This window comes from Roseobacter cerffii (genome assembly GCF_054226325.1).
Window position 1 is genome coordinate 2,067,998 of the sequence record NZ_CM135757.1, and the last position, 17,364, is coordinate 2,085,361.

The 17,364-nt window shown below is 64.0% G+C and carries 17 protein-coding genes; 9 read left to right on the forward strand and 8 right to left on the reverse strand.

Annotated features, from left to right (window positions below; genetic code table 11):
* Positions 1 to 2: 2 nt before the first annotated feature.
* The 3 genes from pdhA to ACVC7O_RS09975 form a co-directional block, all read right to left on the reverse strand.
* Entirely contained in the window at positions 3 to 1,013 is a 1,011-nt protein-coding gene (gene pdhA / locus ACVC7O_RS09965) for a pyruvate dehydrogenase (acetyl-transferring) E1 component subunit alpha (protein ID WP_458325930.1), read from the reverse strand.
* A gap of 149 nt (positions 1,014 to 1,162) precedes the next feature.
* Entirely contained in the window at positions 1,163 to 1,462 is a 300-nt protein-coding gene (locus ACVC7O_RS09970; RefSeq protein WP_458325931.1) for an FtsB family cell division protein, read from the reverse strand.
* Between the two features lie 116 nt (positions 1,463 to 1,578).
* Positions 1,579 to 2,766, reverse strand: coding sequence for a phosphoglycerate kinase (locus ACVC7O_RS09975; RefSeq protein WP_458325932.1), 1,188 nt, complete (start codon positions 2,764 to 2,766; stop codon positions 1,579 to 1,581).
* 126 nt (positions 2,767 to 2,892) lie between these two features.
* Between ACVC7O_RS09975 and ACVC7O_RS09980 the strand changes: the two genes are divergently transcribed.
* Positions 2,893 to 3,399 carry a peptidylprolyl isomerase gene (locus tag ACVC7O_RS09980; RefSeq protein ID WP_458325933.1) on the forward strand — a complete coding sequence of 169 codons (507 nt, stop codon included), beginning with the start codon at positions 2,893 to 2,895 and terminating at the stop codon, positions 3,397 to 3,399.
* Complete coding sequence (locus tag ACVC7O_RS09985; protein WP_458325934.1) at positions 3,392 to 3,937, forward strand: peptidylprolyl isomerase; 546 nt, start codon at positions 3,392 to 3,394, stop codon at positions 3,935 to 3,937. The genes ACVC7O_RS09980 and ACVC7O_RS09985 overlap by 8 nt, the downstream gene beginning before the upstream one ends.
* A gap of 62 nt (positions 3,938 to 3,999) precedes the next feature.
* Here ACVC7O_RS09985 and ACVC7O_RS09990 read toward each other — a convergent pair whose 3' ends face one another.
* The 5 genes from ACVC7O_RS09990 to ACVC7O_RS10010 all read right to left on the reverse strand — a co-directional run bounded on the left by ACVC7O_RS09990 (position 4,000) and on the right by ACVC7O_RS10010 (position 7,885).
* Entirely contained in the window at positions 4,000 to 4,461 is a 462-nt protein-coding gene (locus tag ACVC7O_RS09990) for an N-acetyltransferase family protein (protein ID WP_458325935.1), read from the reverse strand.
* 140 nt (positions 4,462 to 4,601) lie between these two features.
* Positions 4,602 to 5,105, reverse strand: coding sequence for a bactofilin family protein (locus ACVC7O_RS09995; RefSeq protein ID WP_458325936.1), 504 nt, complete (start codon positions 5,103 to 5,105; stop codon positions 4,602 to 4,604).
* Positions 5,095 to 6,426 (reverse strand): DUF5930 domain-containing protein, encoded by a 1,332-nt coding sequence (locus ACVC7O_RS10000; RefSeq protein WP_458325937.1) that lies wholly within the window; start codon positions 6,424 to 6,426, stop codon positions 5,095 to 5,097. The genes ACVC7O_RS09995 and ACVC7O_RS10000 overlap by 11 nt, the downstream gene beginning before the upstream one ends.
* 191 nt (positions 6,427 to 6,617) lie before the next feature.
* A complete protein-coding gene (locus ACVC7O_RS10005; RefSeq protein WP_458325938.1) occupies positions 6,618 to 7,427 on the reverse strand; it encodes a ferritin-like domain-containing protein in 810 nt (269 codons plus the stop codon).
* Positions 7,424 to 7,885, reverse strand: a complete 462-nt coding sequence (locus tag ACVC7O_RS10010) for a peroxiredoxin (protein WP_458325939.1) — start codon at positions 7,883 to 7,885, stop codon at positions 7,424 to 7,426. The genes ACVC7O_RS10005 and ACVC7O_RS10010 overlap by 4 nt, the downstream gene beginning before the upstream one ends.
* A gap of 124 nt (positions 7,886 to 8,009) precedes the next feature.
* On the opposite strand from ACVC7O_RS10010, the gene ACVC7O_RS10015 reads away from it, so the two are divergent.
* The 7 genes from ACVC7O_RS10015 (at position 8,010) to ACVC7O_RS10045 (ending at position 17,350) form a co-directional block, all read left to right on the forward strand.
* Positions 8,010 to 11,351, forward strand: coding sequence for an AsmA-like C-terminal region-containing protein (locus ACVC7O_RS10015; protein WP_458325940.1), 3,342 nt, complete (start codon positions 8,010 to 8,012; stop codon positions 11,349 to 11,351).
* Between the two features lie 10 nt (positions 11,352 to 11,361).
* Entirely contained in the window at positions 11,362 to 12,411 is a 1,050-nt protein-coding gene (gene queA / locus ACVC7O_RS10020) for a tRNA preQ1(34) S-adenosylmethionine ribosyltransferase-isomerase QueA (protein WP_458325941.1), read from the forward strand.
* A gap of 107 nt (positions 12,412 to 12,518) precedes the next feature.
* Positions 12,519 to 13,784, forward strand: coding sequence for an MFS transporter (locus tag ACVC7O_RS10025; protein ID WP_458325942.1), 1,266 nt, complete (start codon positions 12,519 to 12,521; stop codon positions 13,782 to 13,784).
* A gap of 110 nt (positions 13,785 to 13,894) precedes the next feature.
* On the forward strand, positions 13,895 to 14,479 hold the full coding sequence (locus ACVC7O_RS10030) for a DUF924 family protein (protein ID WP_458326068.1): 585 nt from the start codon (positions 13,895 to 13,897) through the stop codon (positions 14,477 to 14,479).
* Positions 14,480 to 14,607: 128 nt separating this feature from the next.
* Positions 14,608 to 16,005: a dihydrolipoyl dehydrogenase gene (gene lpdA / locus ACVC7O_RS10035; protein WP_458325943.1), complete on the forward strand. Its 1,398-nt coding sequence runs from the start codon at positions 14,608 to 14,610 to the stop codon at positions 16,003 to 16,005.
* 39 nt (positions 16,006 to 16,044) lie between these two features.
* On the forward strand, positions 16,045 to 16,566 hold the full coding sequence (locus ACVC7O_RS10040) for a hypothetical protein (RefSeq protein WP_458325944.1): 522 nt from the start codon (positions 16,045 to 16,047) through the stop codon (positions 16,564 to 16,566).
* A 160-nt stretch (positions 16,567 to 16,726) separates the two neighbouring features.
* Complete coding sequence (locus ACVC7O_RS10045; RefSeq protein ID WP_458325945.1) at positions 16,727 to 17,350, forward strand: PEP-CTERM sorting domain-containing protein; 624 nt, start codon at positions 16,727 to 16,729, stop codon at positions 17,348 to 17,350.
* Positions 17,351 to 17,364 lie beyond the last annotated feature (14 nt).

Sequence of the window (17,364 nt, forward strand, 5' to 3'; positions counted from 1 at the left end):
GATCAAGCCTCCTGCGGGACTTCGGTTGCATAGATATCGGTCCAGAGCTCTTCGACAGCCGGCTCCGGGGAAGTCTTGGCGAATTCGGCGCTCTCGTTCACGATGTCCTTGATCTCCTTGTCGATGGCCTTGAGATCGTCTTCGGACGCATGCTTGCCGGTCAGCAGCAGCGAGCGGACCTGCTCGATGGGGTCGCGCTCATCGCGCATCTTCTGCACTTCTTCGCGGGTGCGATACTTCGCCGGGTCTGACATGGAATGGCCGCGATAGCGATAGGTCTTGATCTCGAGAATGTAAGGGCCTTTGCCCGCGCGGCAGTGCGCGACGGCCTTCTGCCCGGCCTCCTTGACGGCCAGCACGTCCATGCCGTCGACCTCTTCACCGGGGATGCCGTAAGCCGCCCCGCGCTCCCAGTAGCTGGGCGACATGGTGGACCGTTTTGTCGAGGTGCCCATGGCGTACTGGTTGTTTTCAATAACAAAAATGCACGGCAGCATCCACAGCTCAGCCATATTGTAGGACTCGTAGACTTGGCCTTGGTTGGCCGCGCCATCCCCGAAATAGGTAAAGGTCACCCGGTCGTTGCCCTTATATTTGTCCGAGAAGGCGAGGCCGGCGCCCAGTGGCACCTGCGCCGCGACGATCCCGTGACCGCCGTAGAAATGCTTCTCTTTAGAGAACATATGCATGGAGCCGCCCTTGCCCTTGGAATAGCCACCCTCGCGGCCCGTGAGCTCCGCCATCACGCCGTTCGGGTCCATTCCGCAGGCCAGCATGTGACCGTGATCGCGATAGGAGGTGATGCGCTTGTCGCCCTCTTCGGCGGCGGCCTCCAGACCGACCACAACCGCTTCCTGCCCGATGTAGAGGTGACAGAACCCGCCAATCAGACCCATGCCGTAAAGCTGACCCGCCTTCTCTTCAAAGCGTCGGATCAGAAGCATATCGCGGTAGTAGGCCTTGAGCTCCTCCGCAGATACATTGGGTTTTTTGGTGGATTTTCGCGGTGCCATCTGAGCGGTTCTCCCTCGTCACGCCCGGTTCCGGGCAGATAGTTTAGCGTTAAACTATCTCTTATCGGATTCGAGGGCGGAATGCGAGAGGCAATCTGACGCGTGGTCAGCTACATCATAGAGCGTTTTGTTTTTATGGAAAAATCGGCCTAGCGGATGACGATTTCATCGGCGCGGATCATGCCCAGAACCGAGCGCGCCTGCTCGTCCAGCAGATCGAGGTCGAGGAAATCATCTGACAAACGTTGCGTCAGGTTCTCCATCCGCGCGACCTCGGTCTGTACCATTTGCAACTGCTTCTGCAGCGCGTCCGCTTCGGCGGTGATCTCGGCCCGACGGAAGAGGCCAAAGTCGCCTTGCACGGCGGCGAAGGTGAAATAGGTGGCGAGGCCCAACGCAAGGGCGAAGAACACGAATGTGCCAACGGCGGGTCGAGGGGAACGGGTCATCTGCACTGCCTTTTGGTCGCCTCTTTGCGGGCGTGATCAGACTATGGCACAGCGAAAGGCACAAGGGAATCCCCTTTGTCACATTTCCGTTGAAAAACAGGTGGTTTGCCGCTGGTCTACGCAGTCAGAGCCACCACTCCGGGCAATTCCTTGCCCTCCATCCATTCCAGAAAGGCGCCCCCGGCGGTGGAGATATAGGTGAAGGCTTCCGCCGCTCCGGCGGCATTCAGCGCCGCCACCGTGTCGCCGCCGCCCGCAACTGACACTAAACCTCCGGCGTCCGTCAGCCGCGCGGCTTCAATCGCGGCGGCATTGGTCGCCTGGTCGAAAGGAGCAATCTCGAAGGCGCCCAGGGGGCCGTTCCAGATCAGCGTTTTCAGCCCGCCGAAGGCCTCGACCACCGCCGCGACACTCTCAGGCCCCGCATCCAGCACCATCTGGTCTCCGTCCAGCACCGTCTCGGGCCCCAGCGCAATGACCGCGTGATCCGCGCCCGCCTTGAACGCCCGCGCAACGAGGCCATCGACCGGCAACAGGATGCGGCAGCCGGTGCTCTCAGCCTCGGCCATGATCGCCTTGGCGGTGTCGATAAAATCGGGCTCCTGCAGCGAGGCGCCAAGCTGTGCGCCTTGCGCGGCCAGAAACGTATTCGCCATGCCGCCGCCGATCACCAGCACATCGAGCTTACTCACCAGGTTCTCGAGCAGCGCAATCTTGGTCGAGACCTTCGCGCCGCCAACCACCGCACCCACCGGGCGCGTCGGCGTCGAGAGCGCACCTTCCAGAGCTGACAGCTCCGCCTGCATCAGCCGCCCGGCGCAGGAGGGCAACAGATGCGCCACCCCGGTGGTCGAGGCATGGGCCCGGTGCGCCGCAGAGAAAGCGTCATTGCAGAAGACATCGCCCAGCGAGGCGAGAAACTGCGCCATCTGCGGATCGTTTGCCTCTTCCATTGGGCTGAACCGCGTGTTCTCGACCAGCACGACCGATCCGCTAGGCAGGGCGGCCAGCGCCTCCGCATCCGGGCGTTCGACAAAGGTCACCTGCTGCCCCAGCGCGGCTTCCAGCGCGGGCAGGGTCACCCGCAGCGACATCTCGGGCACGACCTTGCCCTTGGGCCGTCCGAAATGCGCCAGCAGGATGGGCAGGCCGCCGCCCGCGAGGATGTCCTTCACCGTCGGCACGATGCGGTCGATCCGCGTGGTGTCCGTGACCCGCCCGTCTTCGACCGGCACGTTGATATCGACCCGCACCAGCACCCGCTTGCCCGCAAGCTCCATGTCGTCCAGCGTCTTCCAGCCCATCACCCGCTCCTTCGTTTTCGGTCGCGCCTTTGTGTTGCGCGTATCACCGCCTGCGTCAATGACCCGCTTGGCATTCAGGGCACCACCAATTAGGAAGTGCGCAACCAAAGAGACAAGGAGCGCCTGATGGCCGAGATCAAAGACCCCGAGAACACCATCCTGATGGAGCTGAAAGGTGGCACCGTGACCATCGAGCTGCTGCCCGATGTGGCGCCGAAACATGTGGAACGGATGAAGGAGCTCGCGCGCGCGGGCGAGTATGACAATGTCGCCTTCCACCGGGTGATCGAAGGGTTCATGGCGCAGACCGGCGATGTGCAGCACGGCGACATGGAAGATGGGTTCAACCTCAGCCGGGCGGGCACCGGCGGCTCCGACCTGCCGAATGTCCCAGCGGAGTTCTCCAAGGTGCCGCATGCGCGTGGCAGCCTGGGCGCCGCCCGCTCGCAAAACCCGGACAGCGCCAACAGCCAGTTCTTCATCAACTTCAAGGACAACGATTTCCTCAACGGCCAGTACACCGTGTACGGCCAGGTGATCGAAGGCATGGAACATGTGGACGCAATCACGCGCGGCGAGCCGCCTGCCGAGCCCGACCGGATGATCTCGGTCAAGGTGGCCGCGGATGTATAAGGCCGCCGTCGCCGCCCTGATGCTCGCCACGCCCGCCGCGGCGACGGGCATTGAAATCACCGTCGCGGGCGAGGCCAACGGCACCATCACCATCGACCTGCTCGAAGACGTGGCCCCGGGTCACGTGGAGCGCATCACCGCGCTTGCGGAAAGCGGCGCCTATGATGGGGTGGTGTTCCACCGGGTCATCGAAGGCTTCATGGCCCAAACCGGCGATGTGGAGTTCGGCAAGTCGGGTGGCGACATGCGCCGCGCGGGCATGGGCGGATCGGATCAACCGGACCTCGCCGCCGAGTTCTCCGACGTGCCCTTCGACCGTGGCGTTGTCGGCATGGCCCGCGCCCAGAGCCCGGACAGCGCCAACAGCCAGTTCTTCATCATGTTCGCCGAAGGCTATTTCCTCAACGGCCAATACACCGTTGTGGGCCGGGTGACCGAAGGGCTCGACGTGCTCGACGCCATCAAGCTCGGCACCGGTGCCAATGGCGCCGTGATTGGCGCGCCGGACGTGATGCAGACGGTCACGGTCACCGACTAGGAACTACTTCGCTTCGGGCCGGCAGCGGTCGGCCCGAAGCCATCAGCCGCTGACCGGCGCGCTCACACGACCTCGAAACACTTGCAGATTTTGCCCTCGGGCGTGCGGTAGGTGCGGAACCCGATCGCCTCGTAATAGGCGAGCCCCTCCGCATTGTCCGCACCGATGGTCGCGTCAATCTTCTTGAGCCCCGCCTCGACGGCAGCTGCACGGGTGACGGCGAAGAGCGCGCGGCCCACGCCGCGCCGCGCCGCGCTCGCCTTCACATGGGTCCCGATAATACCCCAGCCGGGCGTGACGCCCCAGGGGTTGGTCTCGGTCGCATGTGACAGGATCTGAATACCAAGGATCTCGCCGTTGTCGTCTTCGGCAACCGAGCACCGAATGCCATCGGGACCATTGATATAGTGATCGCGGACAAAGGCTTCGTCGTGGGGCCGGGTGCGTTTGCCCAAGGCCTTCAACTCCTCGAGAAGCGCGCTGATCTCGGCGGCGTCCTCCAAAACGGCGTCTCTGACTTTCATGGGCCCTCGGTCCGATCCATGTCACTGCGGATGTGCGCCACGAACTCCACCCCATCCGGCGGTCCGCTCGCGCATCATCGTGCTCAGGAAAAGAAAAGGCGCCGCAGGGCGACGCCTTCCCGCAGTCTCTCGCGCCGGTCTTAGGACGCGGGGTTCGCCTTCGCGGCGGGTGCGGATTTCGCGCCGGGGCTCAGCGGATCGTCCTGCCGCTGGACCGAGCCTTCGAAATGTGCACCGCTCTCGATGGCGATGGTCTTGTGGATGATGTCACCCTCGACGCGCGCCGTCGATGTCAGGCGCACCTTCAGGCCGCGCACGCGGCCCACGATGCGGCCATTCACGACCACGTCGTCGGCGATCACCTCGCCCTTGATGGTCGCGGTCTCGCCGATGGTCAGCAGATGCGCGCGGATGTCGCCTTCGACGGTGCCTTCCACCTGGATATCACCGGTTGTCTTCATGTTGCCCGTGACGTGCAGGTCCGAGGACAGCACGGAGGCTGGCGGCTTGGCCTTCGGGGGCGCCGCCTTGTACTCGGTCGCCGGGGCCGGGGAGGCCGGGGCAGACGAGGACGCTGCCGGTTTTGCTGTGTCCGTCTCTGCCTGCTTCTGGCCCGGTTCGTTGATTTTGCTCTTAGAAAACATCTCTTGCAGCCTTGATATAGATCATTGGGTTTACAGCTTTCCCACCGACACGCACTTCATAGTGCAGGTGCACGCCGGTCACCCGTCCGCTTGCACCCATATCACCGATATGATCCCCGCGCGAGACCCTTTGCCCAACTTTGACGCGAATTTTTGACAGATGCGCATAGCGCGTCTCGATGCCAAAGTCGTGCTGGATTTTGATCAGCCGTCCATAGCCCGACTGCCAACCGGCGTAGATGACAACACCATCGGCGGTGGCATGCAGGTCGGTCCCCACAGGGGCTGCGAAATCGACACCTTTGTGCATGCGCCGCCCGCCGGTCTTCGGGTCGCGCCGGAAGCCATAGTCACTGGTAAAGCGGAAGGAGTCTAACACGGGCAGGGCAAAGGGCGCGCGCTCCGCCGCAATCCGGTAGAGGTTCAGCTCATCCATCTGTTCCAAGATGCGATTGGCCCGCAGGAAATCGGGCGACAGCTCCTCCCCACGGCTCGAGAAGGACAGCGGCGTGAGCGGGCCGCCCTGGCCGGAATAGCCGCTGCGCACCCGGTCGAGAATCCGCTCGGGCGCCATGCCCGCGGCCTTGAACATCTTGTCGAGCGGCTCGACCGAGACGGTCATCGCCTCTTCGAGCTGCCGGAAAATCTGGTCGTTGTTCTCTTTCATCAGCGCTATTTCCAGCGCCAACTCGTCGGCGTGATCCAGCGCGTCCTGGGCATCGGCCACCACCTGATCGCGCTCGGCTGCGGTGCGGGCGAGGGCATCGGCCAGGAAGTCCACCGGCACGCCCGTGTCCTTGGAGGCGAGCAGCGTCGCAGTGCCGTCCTCGGCCGCATCGCTCTGCAGGGCGGCCAGTGCCGTGCGGGCGGCCTCGCGCTCTTCCATCGTGGTGCGCAGCGTGGTCTGCACCACTTCGAGCCCGGTTTCCATCTCGTGCCGCCGGGTCTCCGAGGCCAGAAGCTGCGACTGCATCACCGAAATCTGATCAAGCGCCGCGTTGAACCGCTCCTGTGCGGCGAGCGCCTCGGCGGCGCGCTGGTCGCGCTGCGCCGACAGATCGTTGAGCCGAACCTGATAGGTCGCCTGATCCCGCTTGGCCTGTTCGCGGAAATTGCCCGCGCCAATGCTGTCCATGAGCAGGATCGCCGTGGCGATGATCGACCAGGCCACCAGCAGCGCGGCACCGGAAAAAGCGATGAGCTGGGTCTCAGAGCGGAGGCGGATAAATCGTGTGTCGGTGTCGGATTTCAGAAAGACGCGGCGTTCCGGGAAATAGTGCTCCAGGAGCCCATGGATTTTGATTGCCAAACGTGTCCGCACGAAGCCGTCCCTCTGCTCGTCTCCCCCGATGCGCGCCCTTTCTCCCGAGGGGCAGCACCACACCTGAAAGTGCTTAATGAGCGGGCACACGCGGGGCAAGCAGGATTAACCGTCGATCCACAACTCGCCGTTGAATTGTTGTAAATCGGCAAAAACCTGCTGGTTTTTGGGGATTTTTCGCGGTTTTGGGCTCAAACCTGCTCGGCCAGCGGCCAGTAGAAGTCCGGCGGTATCCCGGCCTCGGCGCGCTTCTCTTCATTGAAGGGTGGCTTCAATGCGCCGTGGAAATAGGTCCGCACCAGCGCGTGGAACCGCTCTTTCGGGTCCTCTTCGTGGCGCCCGCACAGAAAGTGAAACCACTTCGAGCCATAAGCCACATGACTGACTTCCTCGGCGTAAATCGTCTCCAACGCGGCCACCGCGTCCTCTGCCTTGGCCTTGCGGAAAATCTCGATCATGCCCGGCGTCACATCGAGCCCGCGCGCCTCCAACACCATGGGCACAACCGCCAGGCGGCCCATGAAATCCTCGACCGTATCCTCGGCGGCGCGCCACATGCCCGCATGGGCGGGCAGCGCCCCATAATGACTGCCCAGTGCTTCAAGACAGTCGCACATCAGGTTGAAATGTTTGGATTCTTCGTCCGCCGCCTTTACCCAGTCGTCATAGAACCCCATGGGCATCTTCACATGCGCAAAGCGCGCGATGATGTCCCAATGCAGGTCGACGGCATTGAGCTCGATATGCGCCACCGCATGCAGCAGCGCGATGCGCCCCTCCGGCGTGCCGGGGCGACGGCGGGGCACATCGCGCGGGCTCAAAAGCTCCGGCGCCTCAGGCCGGGCAGGGTGCAAAGGTGGGTCGGCGCGTCCGATCTCGGGCGTCTCGCCTCGCTCGCGCGCCGCCTGCCATTCAGCGGCAAACCGGCGCGACAGCGCGGTCTTTTCGCGGCCGTCGGCGGTGCGCAACACCGCCTCGGCCATCTGGGCCAGCGGCGTCACAGCGCCTGCACCGCCTCCAGCACCTCATCCACATGGCCCGGCACCTTCACCTTTGGCCAGATGCGCGCAATCGTGCCATCGGCGGCAATCAGGAAGGTCGAGCGCTCGATCCCCATGAACTTCTTGCCGTACATGCTCTTTTCCTTCCAGACGCCATAGTCCTCGCAGGCCGAGCCATGCTCGTCAGACAGAAGCGGCACCGTCAGCTCCTTCTTGGCCACGAACTTGTCATGGCTCGCCATGCTGTCCTTCGAGATCCCGAACACCTTCGCGCCCGCCGCCTCAAACGCCGCCTTGCTCTCCGAAAAGCCCACGCTCTCCTTGGTGCAGCCCGGCGTGTTGTCGCGGGGGTAGAAGAACAGAACCACGGGCGACCCCTTCAGGCCGGACAGGGTCACATCGTCGCCATCGGTGCTCGGCAGGGTGAAATCGGGGGCAGGGTTGGAAATCTCTGGCATGACACTCTCGTGGGTTTAAAGGTTTGCTTTCCAGTGACATATTAGAACGGTGGGGACCACAGGAAAGGCCCTGCACACCGATTAACCTTTCGAGTTTTCCACGCGCCGAAAGCACCCCTTCGATTTGGACACGGACCCCGCAGATAAGCCGAGAAAGCGCCTCAAGAAGCGGTATGTCCTGCCGCCTCTGGCGCTCATCGTGCTGCTGGTGGCGGCGGTGGCCGGGGCGGTCTTCTGGGTCAAGGACCGCGACATCATCGTGCCCGATTGGGCGCGCAGCCAGATCGAACAGCGCCTGGCGGTCGCCGTGCCCGACGCGCGCATCGCCTTTGGAGAAATGCTGCTGATCGTCGATGAAGGCTGGCGCCCGCGCGCACGGGTGCGCGACGTCCGGGTCTCGACGCCCGACGGCACCGAAATCGTCGCCTTCTCCGAGATGCGCGCCAGCCTGTCGATGACCGGGCTGCTGAAACAGCAGCTGGAACTGAAATCGGTCGACATCAGCGGCGTGTTCCTGACCTTGCGCCGGGGCGCGCAGGGGGTGACGCTCTCGGGCGGCATCGGCGGCCAGGCCGCATCCCGCGCGGCCCCCAACCTCGCCCAGCTTGTGGCGGATCTCGACGATCTCTTGCTGCGCCCCGGCCTTGCCCGCCTTCGCAGCGCCAATCTTCAAGGGCTGACCCTGCGCTATGAGGACGAGCGCGCCAACCGCGCCTGGACAATCGATGGCGGGCGCCTGTCGCTCGACCGCTCCGGCGCCGATCTCACGCTCAGCGTCGATCTTGCGGTGCTGGACGGTGACGCCGATGTGGCCACGGTCACCGCCAGCTATGCCGGGCAGATCGGCGCGCTCGCCTCCGATTTCGGCGTGACCTTCGCCAATGTGGATGCCGAGGATGTGGCGGTTCAGGGTCCGGCCTTCGGCTGGCTGCAGGCGCTTGATGCGCCGATCTCGGGGTCCCTGCGCGGCGGGGTCAATGAAGACGCGAGCTTCGATCCGCTCAACGCGACCTTCCAGATTGGCGCCGGTGTGATCCAGCCCACGCCTGAATCCCGCGCCATCCCGATCAACAGCGCGCGCAGCTACTTCACCTACACGCCCGCCACCCGCACATTGCTTTTCAATGAGCTGTCGGTGGACAGCAAATGGATCAGCGGGCGCCTCGACGGCACCGCACGGCTCGCCGATGATGGCCGCGGCCGCATCGAGGATCTGGTGGGCCAGCTGCGCCTGACCGATCTGCAGATCAACCCCGCTGATTTCTATGAAGAGCCCGTTCGCCTCGCCGAGGCCGAGCTCGATTTCCGCCTCACCCCGCAGCCCTTCGCCCTGCAGCTCGGACGCCTGCAGGTGATCGACCAGGGCCATGTGCTGACCGCCAATGGCACGCTCACCGCGGACGCCCGCGGCTGGGACATCGCGGTCGACGCGCAGATGGACGGCTATGACCCCGACCGGCTGATGGAGCTCTGGCCCGAACAGGTGGTGCCCAAGACCCGCCGCTGGCTGAGCGAAAACCTCTTTGCCGGCGCGCTGCATGACATCGCCGCCGCCCTGCGCTGGCAAGCGGGCGCCGAGCCCGAAACTTACATAGGCTTCGACTTCGACCAGGCCGACGTGCGCTTTCTCAAAGAGATGCCGCATATCCGCGGCGCCAAGGGCCACGCCTCCCTCCTTAAGGACCGCTTTGTGCTGGTCGTCGACGAGGGCGATGTCGAAGCGCCCGCAGGGGGCGCGGTCGATCTCGCGGGCTCCTCCTTCATCATCCCCGATGTGAAGGCCAAGGAGGGCACGCCGGGCGTGATCCGGCTGTTGACAGAATCCTCTGTGACCGCGGCGCTCTCGATGCTCGATCAGCCGCCGCTCAACGTGATGACAAAGGCGGACTTGCCGGTGCAACTGGCCTCCGGGCGCGCCGAGATGGCGGGCACGCTGGCCCTGCCGCTGGTCAAGGATCTGCCCGTGGAGGCGGTGGAGTTCGACGTCACCGGCCAGATCGCCGATGTGCGCAGCACTGAACTCATCAAGGACCGGGTGCTGAGCGCGCCGCTGCTCGACCTCGTGGCCTCCGATGAGGCGGTGGAGGTGGCGGGCCAGGGTGATCTCGATGGCGTGCCCTTCGATGTGGTCTGGGCGCAGCCGCTGAACAGCCCCGGCGCGCCGGGACGCGTGACCGGGCAGATCGAGATCTCGCCCGAGGCGCTCGATGCGCTGAAAATCGGCCTGCCGCCGGAATATGTCAGCGGCCAGGGCAGCGCGGAGATCGAGATCACGCTGGTGAAGGACACGCCGCCCGCGCTGGAGCTGACCTCCGATCTGCGCGGCGTCGGCCTTTCCATCCCGCCCATCGGCTGGGCCAAGGGGGCTGAGACAGCCGCCAGCTTCGCGCTGTCGGGGCAGCTCTCGGATGTGCCCGTGGTCGAACGTATCGCGCTCACCGCGCCGGGGCTCACCGCTGTCGGCGATGTCACGCTGAACGGGCCAGGCGATCTCGACCGGGTGCGGCTCTCGCAGCTGCGCGTCGGTGGCTGGCTGGACGCGCAGGTCGATCTCATCGGTCGCGGCGCGGGCGTGCCCGTAGGCGTCGCGCTGCGCGGGGGCACGCTCGATCTGCGGCGCGCGGATATTCCCGATGGCGCGGCCAGCGGCGAGACCGCACCGCTGACGGTCGCGCTTGACCGGCTGCAGGTGACGGATGCCATCGCGATCACCGCGGTGCGCGGCGAATTCACCACCGGCGCGGGGCTTGATGGCACCTTCTCGGGCCGCATCAACGGCGCCGCGCAGGTCTCGGGCCGGATGATCCCGCAAGGCAGCCGCAGCGCGATCCGCCTCACCGCCGCAGATGCGGGGGCCGTCTTTGCCTCGGCCAATGTGGTCCAACAGGTGCGCGGCGGCGCCTTCGAGTTGGTCCTCTTACCCGTCGGCACCGGCGGCGCGTTCGATGGTAAGCTCCGGGTCCAGAACACCAGCGTCGTCGAGGCCCCCGCCATGGCGGCGCTGCTGAACGCGGTCAGCATCGTCGGTCTCTTCAATATCGAAGGCAGCGACAGCCTGTTCTTCTCGGATGTAAACGCCGATTTCCGCCTCGCCCCGCGCCGCATCACCTTGCGCGAAGGCAGTGCCGTGGGCCCTTCCATGGGCCTCTCCATGGACGGCATCTATGCCACCGACACAGGGCAATTGCAGATGCAGGGGGTGATCACCCCCGTCTATATTCTCAACGGCATCGGCAGCATTTTCACCCGTCCGGGCGAGGGGCTCTTTGCCTTCAACTACTCCATCGGCGGCACCGTGCGCGACCCGGACGTCTTCGTGAACCCGCTCACGGCCCTCACCCCGGGCGGCATCCGCGACCTGTTCCGCGCGCCCCGACCGGATGTGCCACTGGCCGAAGGCGAAGACCCGCCGCCGCCCGCGCCCGAACGCGAAAGACCCACTTTCACCCGCGGCGAAGATCGCTAAAAGGCGCTTCATGAAACTGAGTGATTTCGACTTCGGTTTGCCCGAGCGGCTGATCGCGACCCGCCCTGCGGTGCCGCGCAGCTCGGCGCGCCTGCTGGTGGCGCACGGCGATGCGCTCACCGACGCGGTCGTCTCCGGTATCACCCACTTTCTCCGCCCTGGCGACCGGCTGGTCCTGAACGACACGCGCGTGATCCCCGCGCGGCTCACCGGTCTGCGCCACCGGTTGAGCGTGCAGGGCGAGACACAGGCCAAGATCGAAGTCACCCTGCTGGAGCCGCGTGCCGATGGCACCTGGGCCGCGCTGATCAAGCCGCTGAAGAAGCTGAAACCGGGCGAAGAGGTGATCTTCAGCGCCGATCTGCGCGCGACGTTGCAGGGCGTGAAAGACGGGCAGGGGTATCTCGCCTTCAACCTCAGCGGTGACGACTTCGACGCGGCGCTCAACGCCGCAGGTGCGATGCCGCTGCCGCCTTACATCGCCGCCAAACGCCCGGCGGATGCGCAGGACCTGACCGACTACCAGACCGTCTTCGCCCGCAAAAGCGGCGCGGTGGCGGCCCCCACCGCCTCGCTGCATTTCGACGCGGCACTGCTGCAGCGCATCGCCGATCATGGTGTCGACTTTACCCATGTCACGCTGCACGTGGGCGCGGGCACCTTCCTGCCCGTGAAGGTCGATGATGTGACCGCCCACAAGATGCACGCCGAATGGGGGCAAGTGAGCGCCGCAGCCGCCGCCGAGATCACGGGCACCAAAGCCGCAGGCGGGCGGGTGATCCCGGTGGGCACCACCGCGCTGCGCCTGATCGAGACCGCCGCCCGCGACGGTGAGATCAGGGCGTGGGAGGGCGACACCGATATCTTCATCTACCCCGGCTTCAACTTTCAGGTCACCGACGCCCTGATGACCAACTTCCACCTGCCGAAGTCGACGCTGATGATGCTCGTCTCCGCGCTCATGGGGCCGGACACCGTGCGCCGCATTTACGATCACGCCATCGCGCAGGAGTATCGTTTTTTCTCCTACGGCGATGCATCGCTCTTGTTCCCGGAGTAGGCCCATGTGCCCAAAGCGACTCCCGACGTCGCGCATGAGCGTGACGGGCCCCGCAGCCTGCGGCAAGCAGGGCCTGTCACGCCACCCCAGCCCACCGGGAGGGAGATATGCTTCAGGTTCTGTCTAGCGCTTGGGCGCTCTTGCTGGGCATGTCCCTGCTGATGGTCGGCAACGGCATGCAGGGCACGTTGCTGGGCATCCGGGGTGAGATCGAGGGCTTCTCGACCTTCGAGATGTCGATCGTGATGTCCGCCTATTTCCTCGGCTTCCTTGGTGGGTCGCGCATGGCGCCGGGCATGATCCGCCGCGTCGGCCACGTGCGCGTCTTCGCAGCGCTGGCCTCGCTGATCTCGGCGGTGATGATCCTCTATCCCACGGTGACCGAGGTTTGGCTCTGGACGCTGGGCCGCGTGCTCATCGGGTTCTGCTTCTCCGCCGTCTACGTGACCGCCGAAAGCTGGCTCAACAACGCCGCCACCAATGAAAACCGCGGCCAGGCGCTCTCGCTCTACATGATCGTGCAGACAGCGGGCATCGTGCTCAGCCAGGCGCTGCTGCTCACCGCCGATCCATCCGGATACGTATTGTTTGTGATCCCCTCGATCCTGGTCTCCATCGCGATCACGCCAATCCTGCTGTCGATCAGCCCGACCCCCGCCTTCGAGACCACCAAGCCCATGAGCCTGCGCGAACTCGCCGGTTACTCGCCGCTGGGCTGCGTGGGCATGTTCCTGCTGGGTGGCGTCTTCTCGGCGCAATTCGGCATGGCCTCGGTCTATGGCGCCAAGGCGGGGCTGACCGTCGCGCAGATCTCCACCTTCGTGGCGATGTTCTTCGTCGGTGCCGTCCTGCTTCAGTACCCCATCGGATGGATCTCCGACCGGATGGACCGGCGCTTCCTGATCCTGATCGTCTCGGCCATCGGGGTGGGGGGCTCATTCCTCGGCATGGTGCTGGGCGGCCAGTTCACGCTGCTCCTAGTCTCGGCCTTCGTCGTCGGCGGCATGTCGAACCCGCTCTACTCGCTGCTCATCGCCCACACCAACGACTTCCTCCAGCATGAAGATATGGCTGCCGCATCGGGCGGGCTCATCTTCATCAACGGGCTCGGGGCGATCCTCGGCCCGATCATCACCGGCTACATGATGGACATCGTGGGCCCGGGGGGCTTCTACCTTTTCACCGGCATTCTCTTCGCCGCCCTTGTGCTCTATGCCGCCTATCGCTCCACCGTGCGCAAGTCCATTCCGGTGGACGAGACCGGCGCTTACGTCGCCGTGGCGCCGTCCTACACGCCGGTGGCCATGGAATATGCCCAAGAATACGCCATCGAAGCTGACCTGAGTGAGGAAAATGCCGCAGATACCCGCTGATTTTGCAAGTGACGGTTGAATATGTCGGAATGATGCAAAATGTGACTATGAGAACCCTGTAAATCGAACGTAACATATCCACATGGTGTGTTGATAAGGAGTGTAGAGTGATGGTTGGCCCTGAAGAGATACTGAGCTTCTGGCTGGATGAGATTGGCACCGAGGGCTGGTACAAGCAGTCCGACGCGCTGGATACCGCGATCCGGAACCGGTTCGAAGAGACCTGGCAGGCCGCCTGCGAAGGCCGCTTCTCGCTCTGGCTCACATACCCCTCCGGTGCGCTGGCCTACATCATCCTGATGGACCAATTCTCCCGCAACATGTTCCGCGGCACGGCCAAGGCATTCGCCAGCGACAAGGTGGCGCTTGCGGCGGCGAAATCCGCCATCGACAAGAACTGGGATCTCAAGATCGACGAGCCCGCACGGCAGTTCTTCTACCTGCCGCTGATGCACTCCGAGAACCTCTGCGACCAGGACCGCTGTGTGCGCCTGATGTGCGAGCGGATGCCCGAGCACGGGCGCGAGAACCTGCTGCATGCCCAGGCGCATCGCGCCGTGATCCGGGCCTACGGCCGCTTCCCCTTCCGGAACGATGCTCTGGCGCGCACGCCAACAGCCGCCGAGGTCGAGTTCACGGCCAGTGGCGGCTATGGCGCGATCGTCCGCAATCTGGAGCTGGCCAAAGCGGCCTGACACTCCGCCACTCAAAAGCATGACGTCATTGCGGAGCGCGCATATGTCGCGCTCCTCTTCGTGTTGCTGCGCTGCCGGATATAGTTTAACGGTAAACTATATTTGGGGCTTATCTGCGAGGAGATGTCATGGCTGCGAAATCCTTTGATCTGATTGTGATTGGTGCGGGCCCGGGCGGCTATGTGGCCGCGATCCGTGGCGCCCAGCTCGGCATGTCCGTCGCGATCATCGAACGAGAGCATCTGGGCGGCATCTGCCTCAACTGGGGCTGCATCCCGACGAAGGCGATGCTGCGCTCCTCCGAAGTCTTCCACCTCATGCACCGCGCCAAGGAGTTCGGGCTCAAGGCCGACAACGTTGGCTATGATCTCGACGCCGTCGTCAAACGCTCGCGTCAGGTGGCGGGGCAGCTCTCGGGCGGTATCGGCCATCTGATGAAGAAGAACAAGGTGACCGTCGTGATGGGCGAGGCCACGATCCCCGCCAAGGGCAAGGTCACGGTGAAGACCGAAAAGGGCAGCGAAGAGCTCACCGCCAAGAACATCGTGCTCGCCACCGGCGCGCGGGCGCGCGAACTACCGGGCCTGGAAGCGGATGGCGATCTGGTCTGGACCTACAAGCACGCGCTGCAACCCAAGCACATGCCGAAGAAGCTGCTGGTCATCGGCTCCGGCGCCATCGGCATCGAATTCGCCAGCTTCTACAATACCCTCGGCGCCGACACGACCGTGGTCGAGGTGATGGACCGGGTGCTGCCCGTGGAAGACGCCGAAATCTCCGCCTTCGCGAAGAAAAGCTTCGAGAAGCAGGGCATGAAAATCATGCAGAAGGCCATGGTCAAGCAGCTTGATCGCGGCAAGGGCAAGGTGACCGCCCATATCGAAACGGGCGGCAAGACAGAGAAACACGAATTCGACACCGTCATTTCCGCCGTTGGTATCGTCGGCAACGTGGAAGGCCTCGGGCTCGAAGCGCTCGGCGTCAAGATCGACCGCACCCATGTGGTCACCGATGAGTTCTGCCGCACGGGCGTCGACGGGCTCTATGCCATCGGCGACATCGCCGGTGCCCCGTGGCTCGCGCACAAAGCGTCACACGAAGGTGTCATGGTCGCCGAGCTGATCGCGGGCCATAACGACGTGCACCCCGTGAAGCCCGAGAGCATCGCGGGTTGCACCTACTGCCACCCGCAGGTCGCCTCTGTCGGCTATTCCGAAGCCAAGGCCAAGGAGTTGGGCTACGAGATCAAGGTGGGCCGCTTCCCCTTCATCGGCAACGGCAAGGCCATCGCGCTTGGCGAGCAGGAAGGCATGATCAAGACGGTCTTTGACGCCAAAACGGGCGAGCTTCTGGGCGCCCATATGGTCGGCGCCGAGGTGACCGAGCTCATTCAGGGCTATGTGGTCGGCCGCCAGCTCGAGACCACCGAAGAAGACCTGATGAACACCGTCTTCCCGCACCCGACGCTCAGCGAAATGATGCACGAATCCGTGCTCGACGCCTACGGGCGCGTCATCCATATGTAGATGCGCCGGGCTGTGTTCAGGACGGGAAGCGACAATAGGGTGATCGGCGCGACGGTCGCAAAACGCATGATTGCGATCTGCTGTCTGATGTGCAGCCAGCTTGTTGCGATGACCGGGGCCCTGCACGCTCAGCAGGTGAGCCCAACCGCAGTCTATGGGAATTGGGCGGTGTTTGTGGACGGTGAGAACCGGTCTAAGACCTGTTGGGCGGCGAGCTTCCTCTATGAGGATCTAGAGGCGGCTCAGGAGTACATCTTGGCTGTCACGCAATTCCCTCATCAGGCCAATCCGCAAATATCCATCTTTTCGAACAAACGCATGTCGCGTTCGGTGGGCATCTTCCTCAACGTGGCGGGGCGTGACTATCGGATGAGATCGGACGGCACTAACGCCTGGGTATCGAAGAGGCAGGAAAATTCTGTCGTGGGGAAACTCTTGGAAGCTGCAAATAGTGGAGGCTTGGTGCGTGCTGGGAGCAAGGGCTTCGGATCGGTCGAGGTCAATATGACCGGTTTTTCCGACGCGCTTGGCCTTGTCTTGTCAGAGTGTGGTCGCCGATAGAGCATCGGCTTCACCCGTTCGGGGACTGCCTCGAAACAGTATCCTGCGTTTTTGCAACAGCGTCCTGCGGCGATACGGGTTGTGGCACGGGCCATCTGAACTCATGTTGCGGCCGCCGGTCCGTCGGGCCGGCGCACCTCCTACAGATAGGACCTCCGGTATGAGTATTTCACGTTTCGTCACCGCGCTCTATTTCAGCATCTGGGCCGCATCGGGTCAGGCCGCCTCCATCACATGGACATTTGATATCGAGCTTGAGAACAGCGGCTCCGCGGTCGGCAGCTTTGTTTGGGACAGCGAGGCCAACAGCGTTGCGGCCTGGAACATCAGCGTCTCGGAAGGTTTGGCCTCGGCCAACTCTGGGCCCCTGCCGGGCCAAATCTTCAGTAGCGCCAGCGCCGGGCATGTGGTCAATGCCTACACGCAAAGAGGTTACAGCTTTCTCAACTTTGAAACCGACGATCAGACCTACTGGTTCGGACCTGACAGGCCGCGGCACTTTCGGCTTGGCTTTGGCTACAGCGGATTTGGTGTGCTCGACACGCCCGTGGCGGAGCTTGAGCTGATTGGCGATACCCTCAACATGTTCTCGGCTGCTCCGACTGGCGTTCTCGACTGCGGGGCCTGCTCGCCCTCCCGGAGCGGCAGGCCAGGCTCGGTGATCAGTGCCGAGCCGACGCCCGACCTGACGCCCGTGCCGCTGCCAGGTGCGCTGCCGCTGGCCCTGATGGGCATTGCGACCTTTGGCGCCCTGCACAGGCGGACCCGGCGCGCCCAGGCTTAGAAATACTAAGCTGG

Excerpts from the sequence above, each read along its gene's own strand:
- ACVC7O_RS10025 (WP_458325942.1), top strand. The coding sequence starts at position 12,519 with ATGCTTCAGGTTCTGTCTAGCGCTTGGGCGCTCTTGCTGGGCATGTCC.
- ACVC7O_RS09985 (WP_458325934.1), top strand. The coding sequence starts at position 3,392 with ATGTATAAGGCCGCCGTCGCCGCCCTGATGCTCGCCACGCCCGCCGCG.
- queA (WP_458325941.1), top strand. The coding sequence starts at position 11,362 with ATGAAACTGAGTGATTTCGACTTCGGTTTGCCCGAGCGGCTGATCGCG.
- ACVC7O_RS10010 (WP_458325939.1), bottom strand. The coding sequence starts at position 7,885 with ATGCCAGAGATTTCCAACCCTGCCCCCGATTTCACCCTGCCGAGCACC.
- ACVC7O_RS10045 (WP_458325945.1), top strand. The coding sequence starts at position 16,727 with ATGAGTATTTCACGTTTCGTCACCGCGCTCTATTTCAGCATCTGGGCC.
- ACVC7O_RS09995 (WP_458325936.1), bottom strand. The coding sequence starts at position 5,105 with ATGTTTTCTAAGAGCAAAATCAACGAACCGGGCCAGAAGCAGGCAGAG.
- ACVC7O_RS09975 (WP_458325932.1), bottom strand. The coding sequence starts at position 2,766 with ATGGGCTGGAAGACGCTGGACGACATGGAGCTTGCGGGCAAGCGGGTG.
- ACVC7O_RS09990 (WP_458325935.1), bottom strand. The coding sequence starts at position 4,461 with ATGAAAGTCAGAGACGCCGTTTTGGAGGACGCCGCCGAGATCAGCGCG.
- ACVC7O_RS10030 (WP_458326068.1), top strand. The coding sequence starts at position 13,895 with ATGGTTGGCCCTGAAGAGATACTGAGCTTCTGGCTGGATGAGATTGGC.
- ACVC7O_RS09970 (WP_458325931.1), bottom strand. The coding sequence starts at position 1,462 with ATGACCCGTTCCCCTCGACCCGCCGTTGGCACATTCGTGTTCTTCGCC.
- ACVC7O_RS09980 (WP_458325933.1), top strand. The coding sequence starts at position 2,893 with ATGGCCGAGATCAAAGACCCCGAGAACACCATCCTGATGGAGCTGAAA.
- lpdA (WP_458325943.1), top strand. The coding sequence starts at position 14,608 with ATGGCTGCGAAATCCTTTGATCTGATTGTGATTGGTGCGGGCCCGGGC.
- pdhA (WP_458325930.1), bottom strand. The coding sequence starts at position 1,013 with ATGGCACCGCGAAAATCCACCAAAAAACCCAATGTATCTGCGGAGGAG.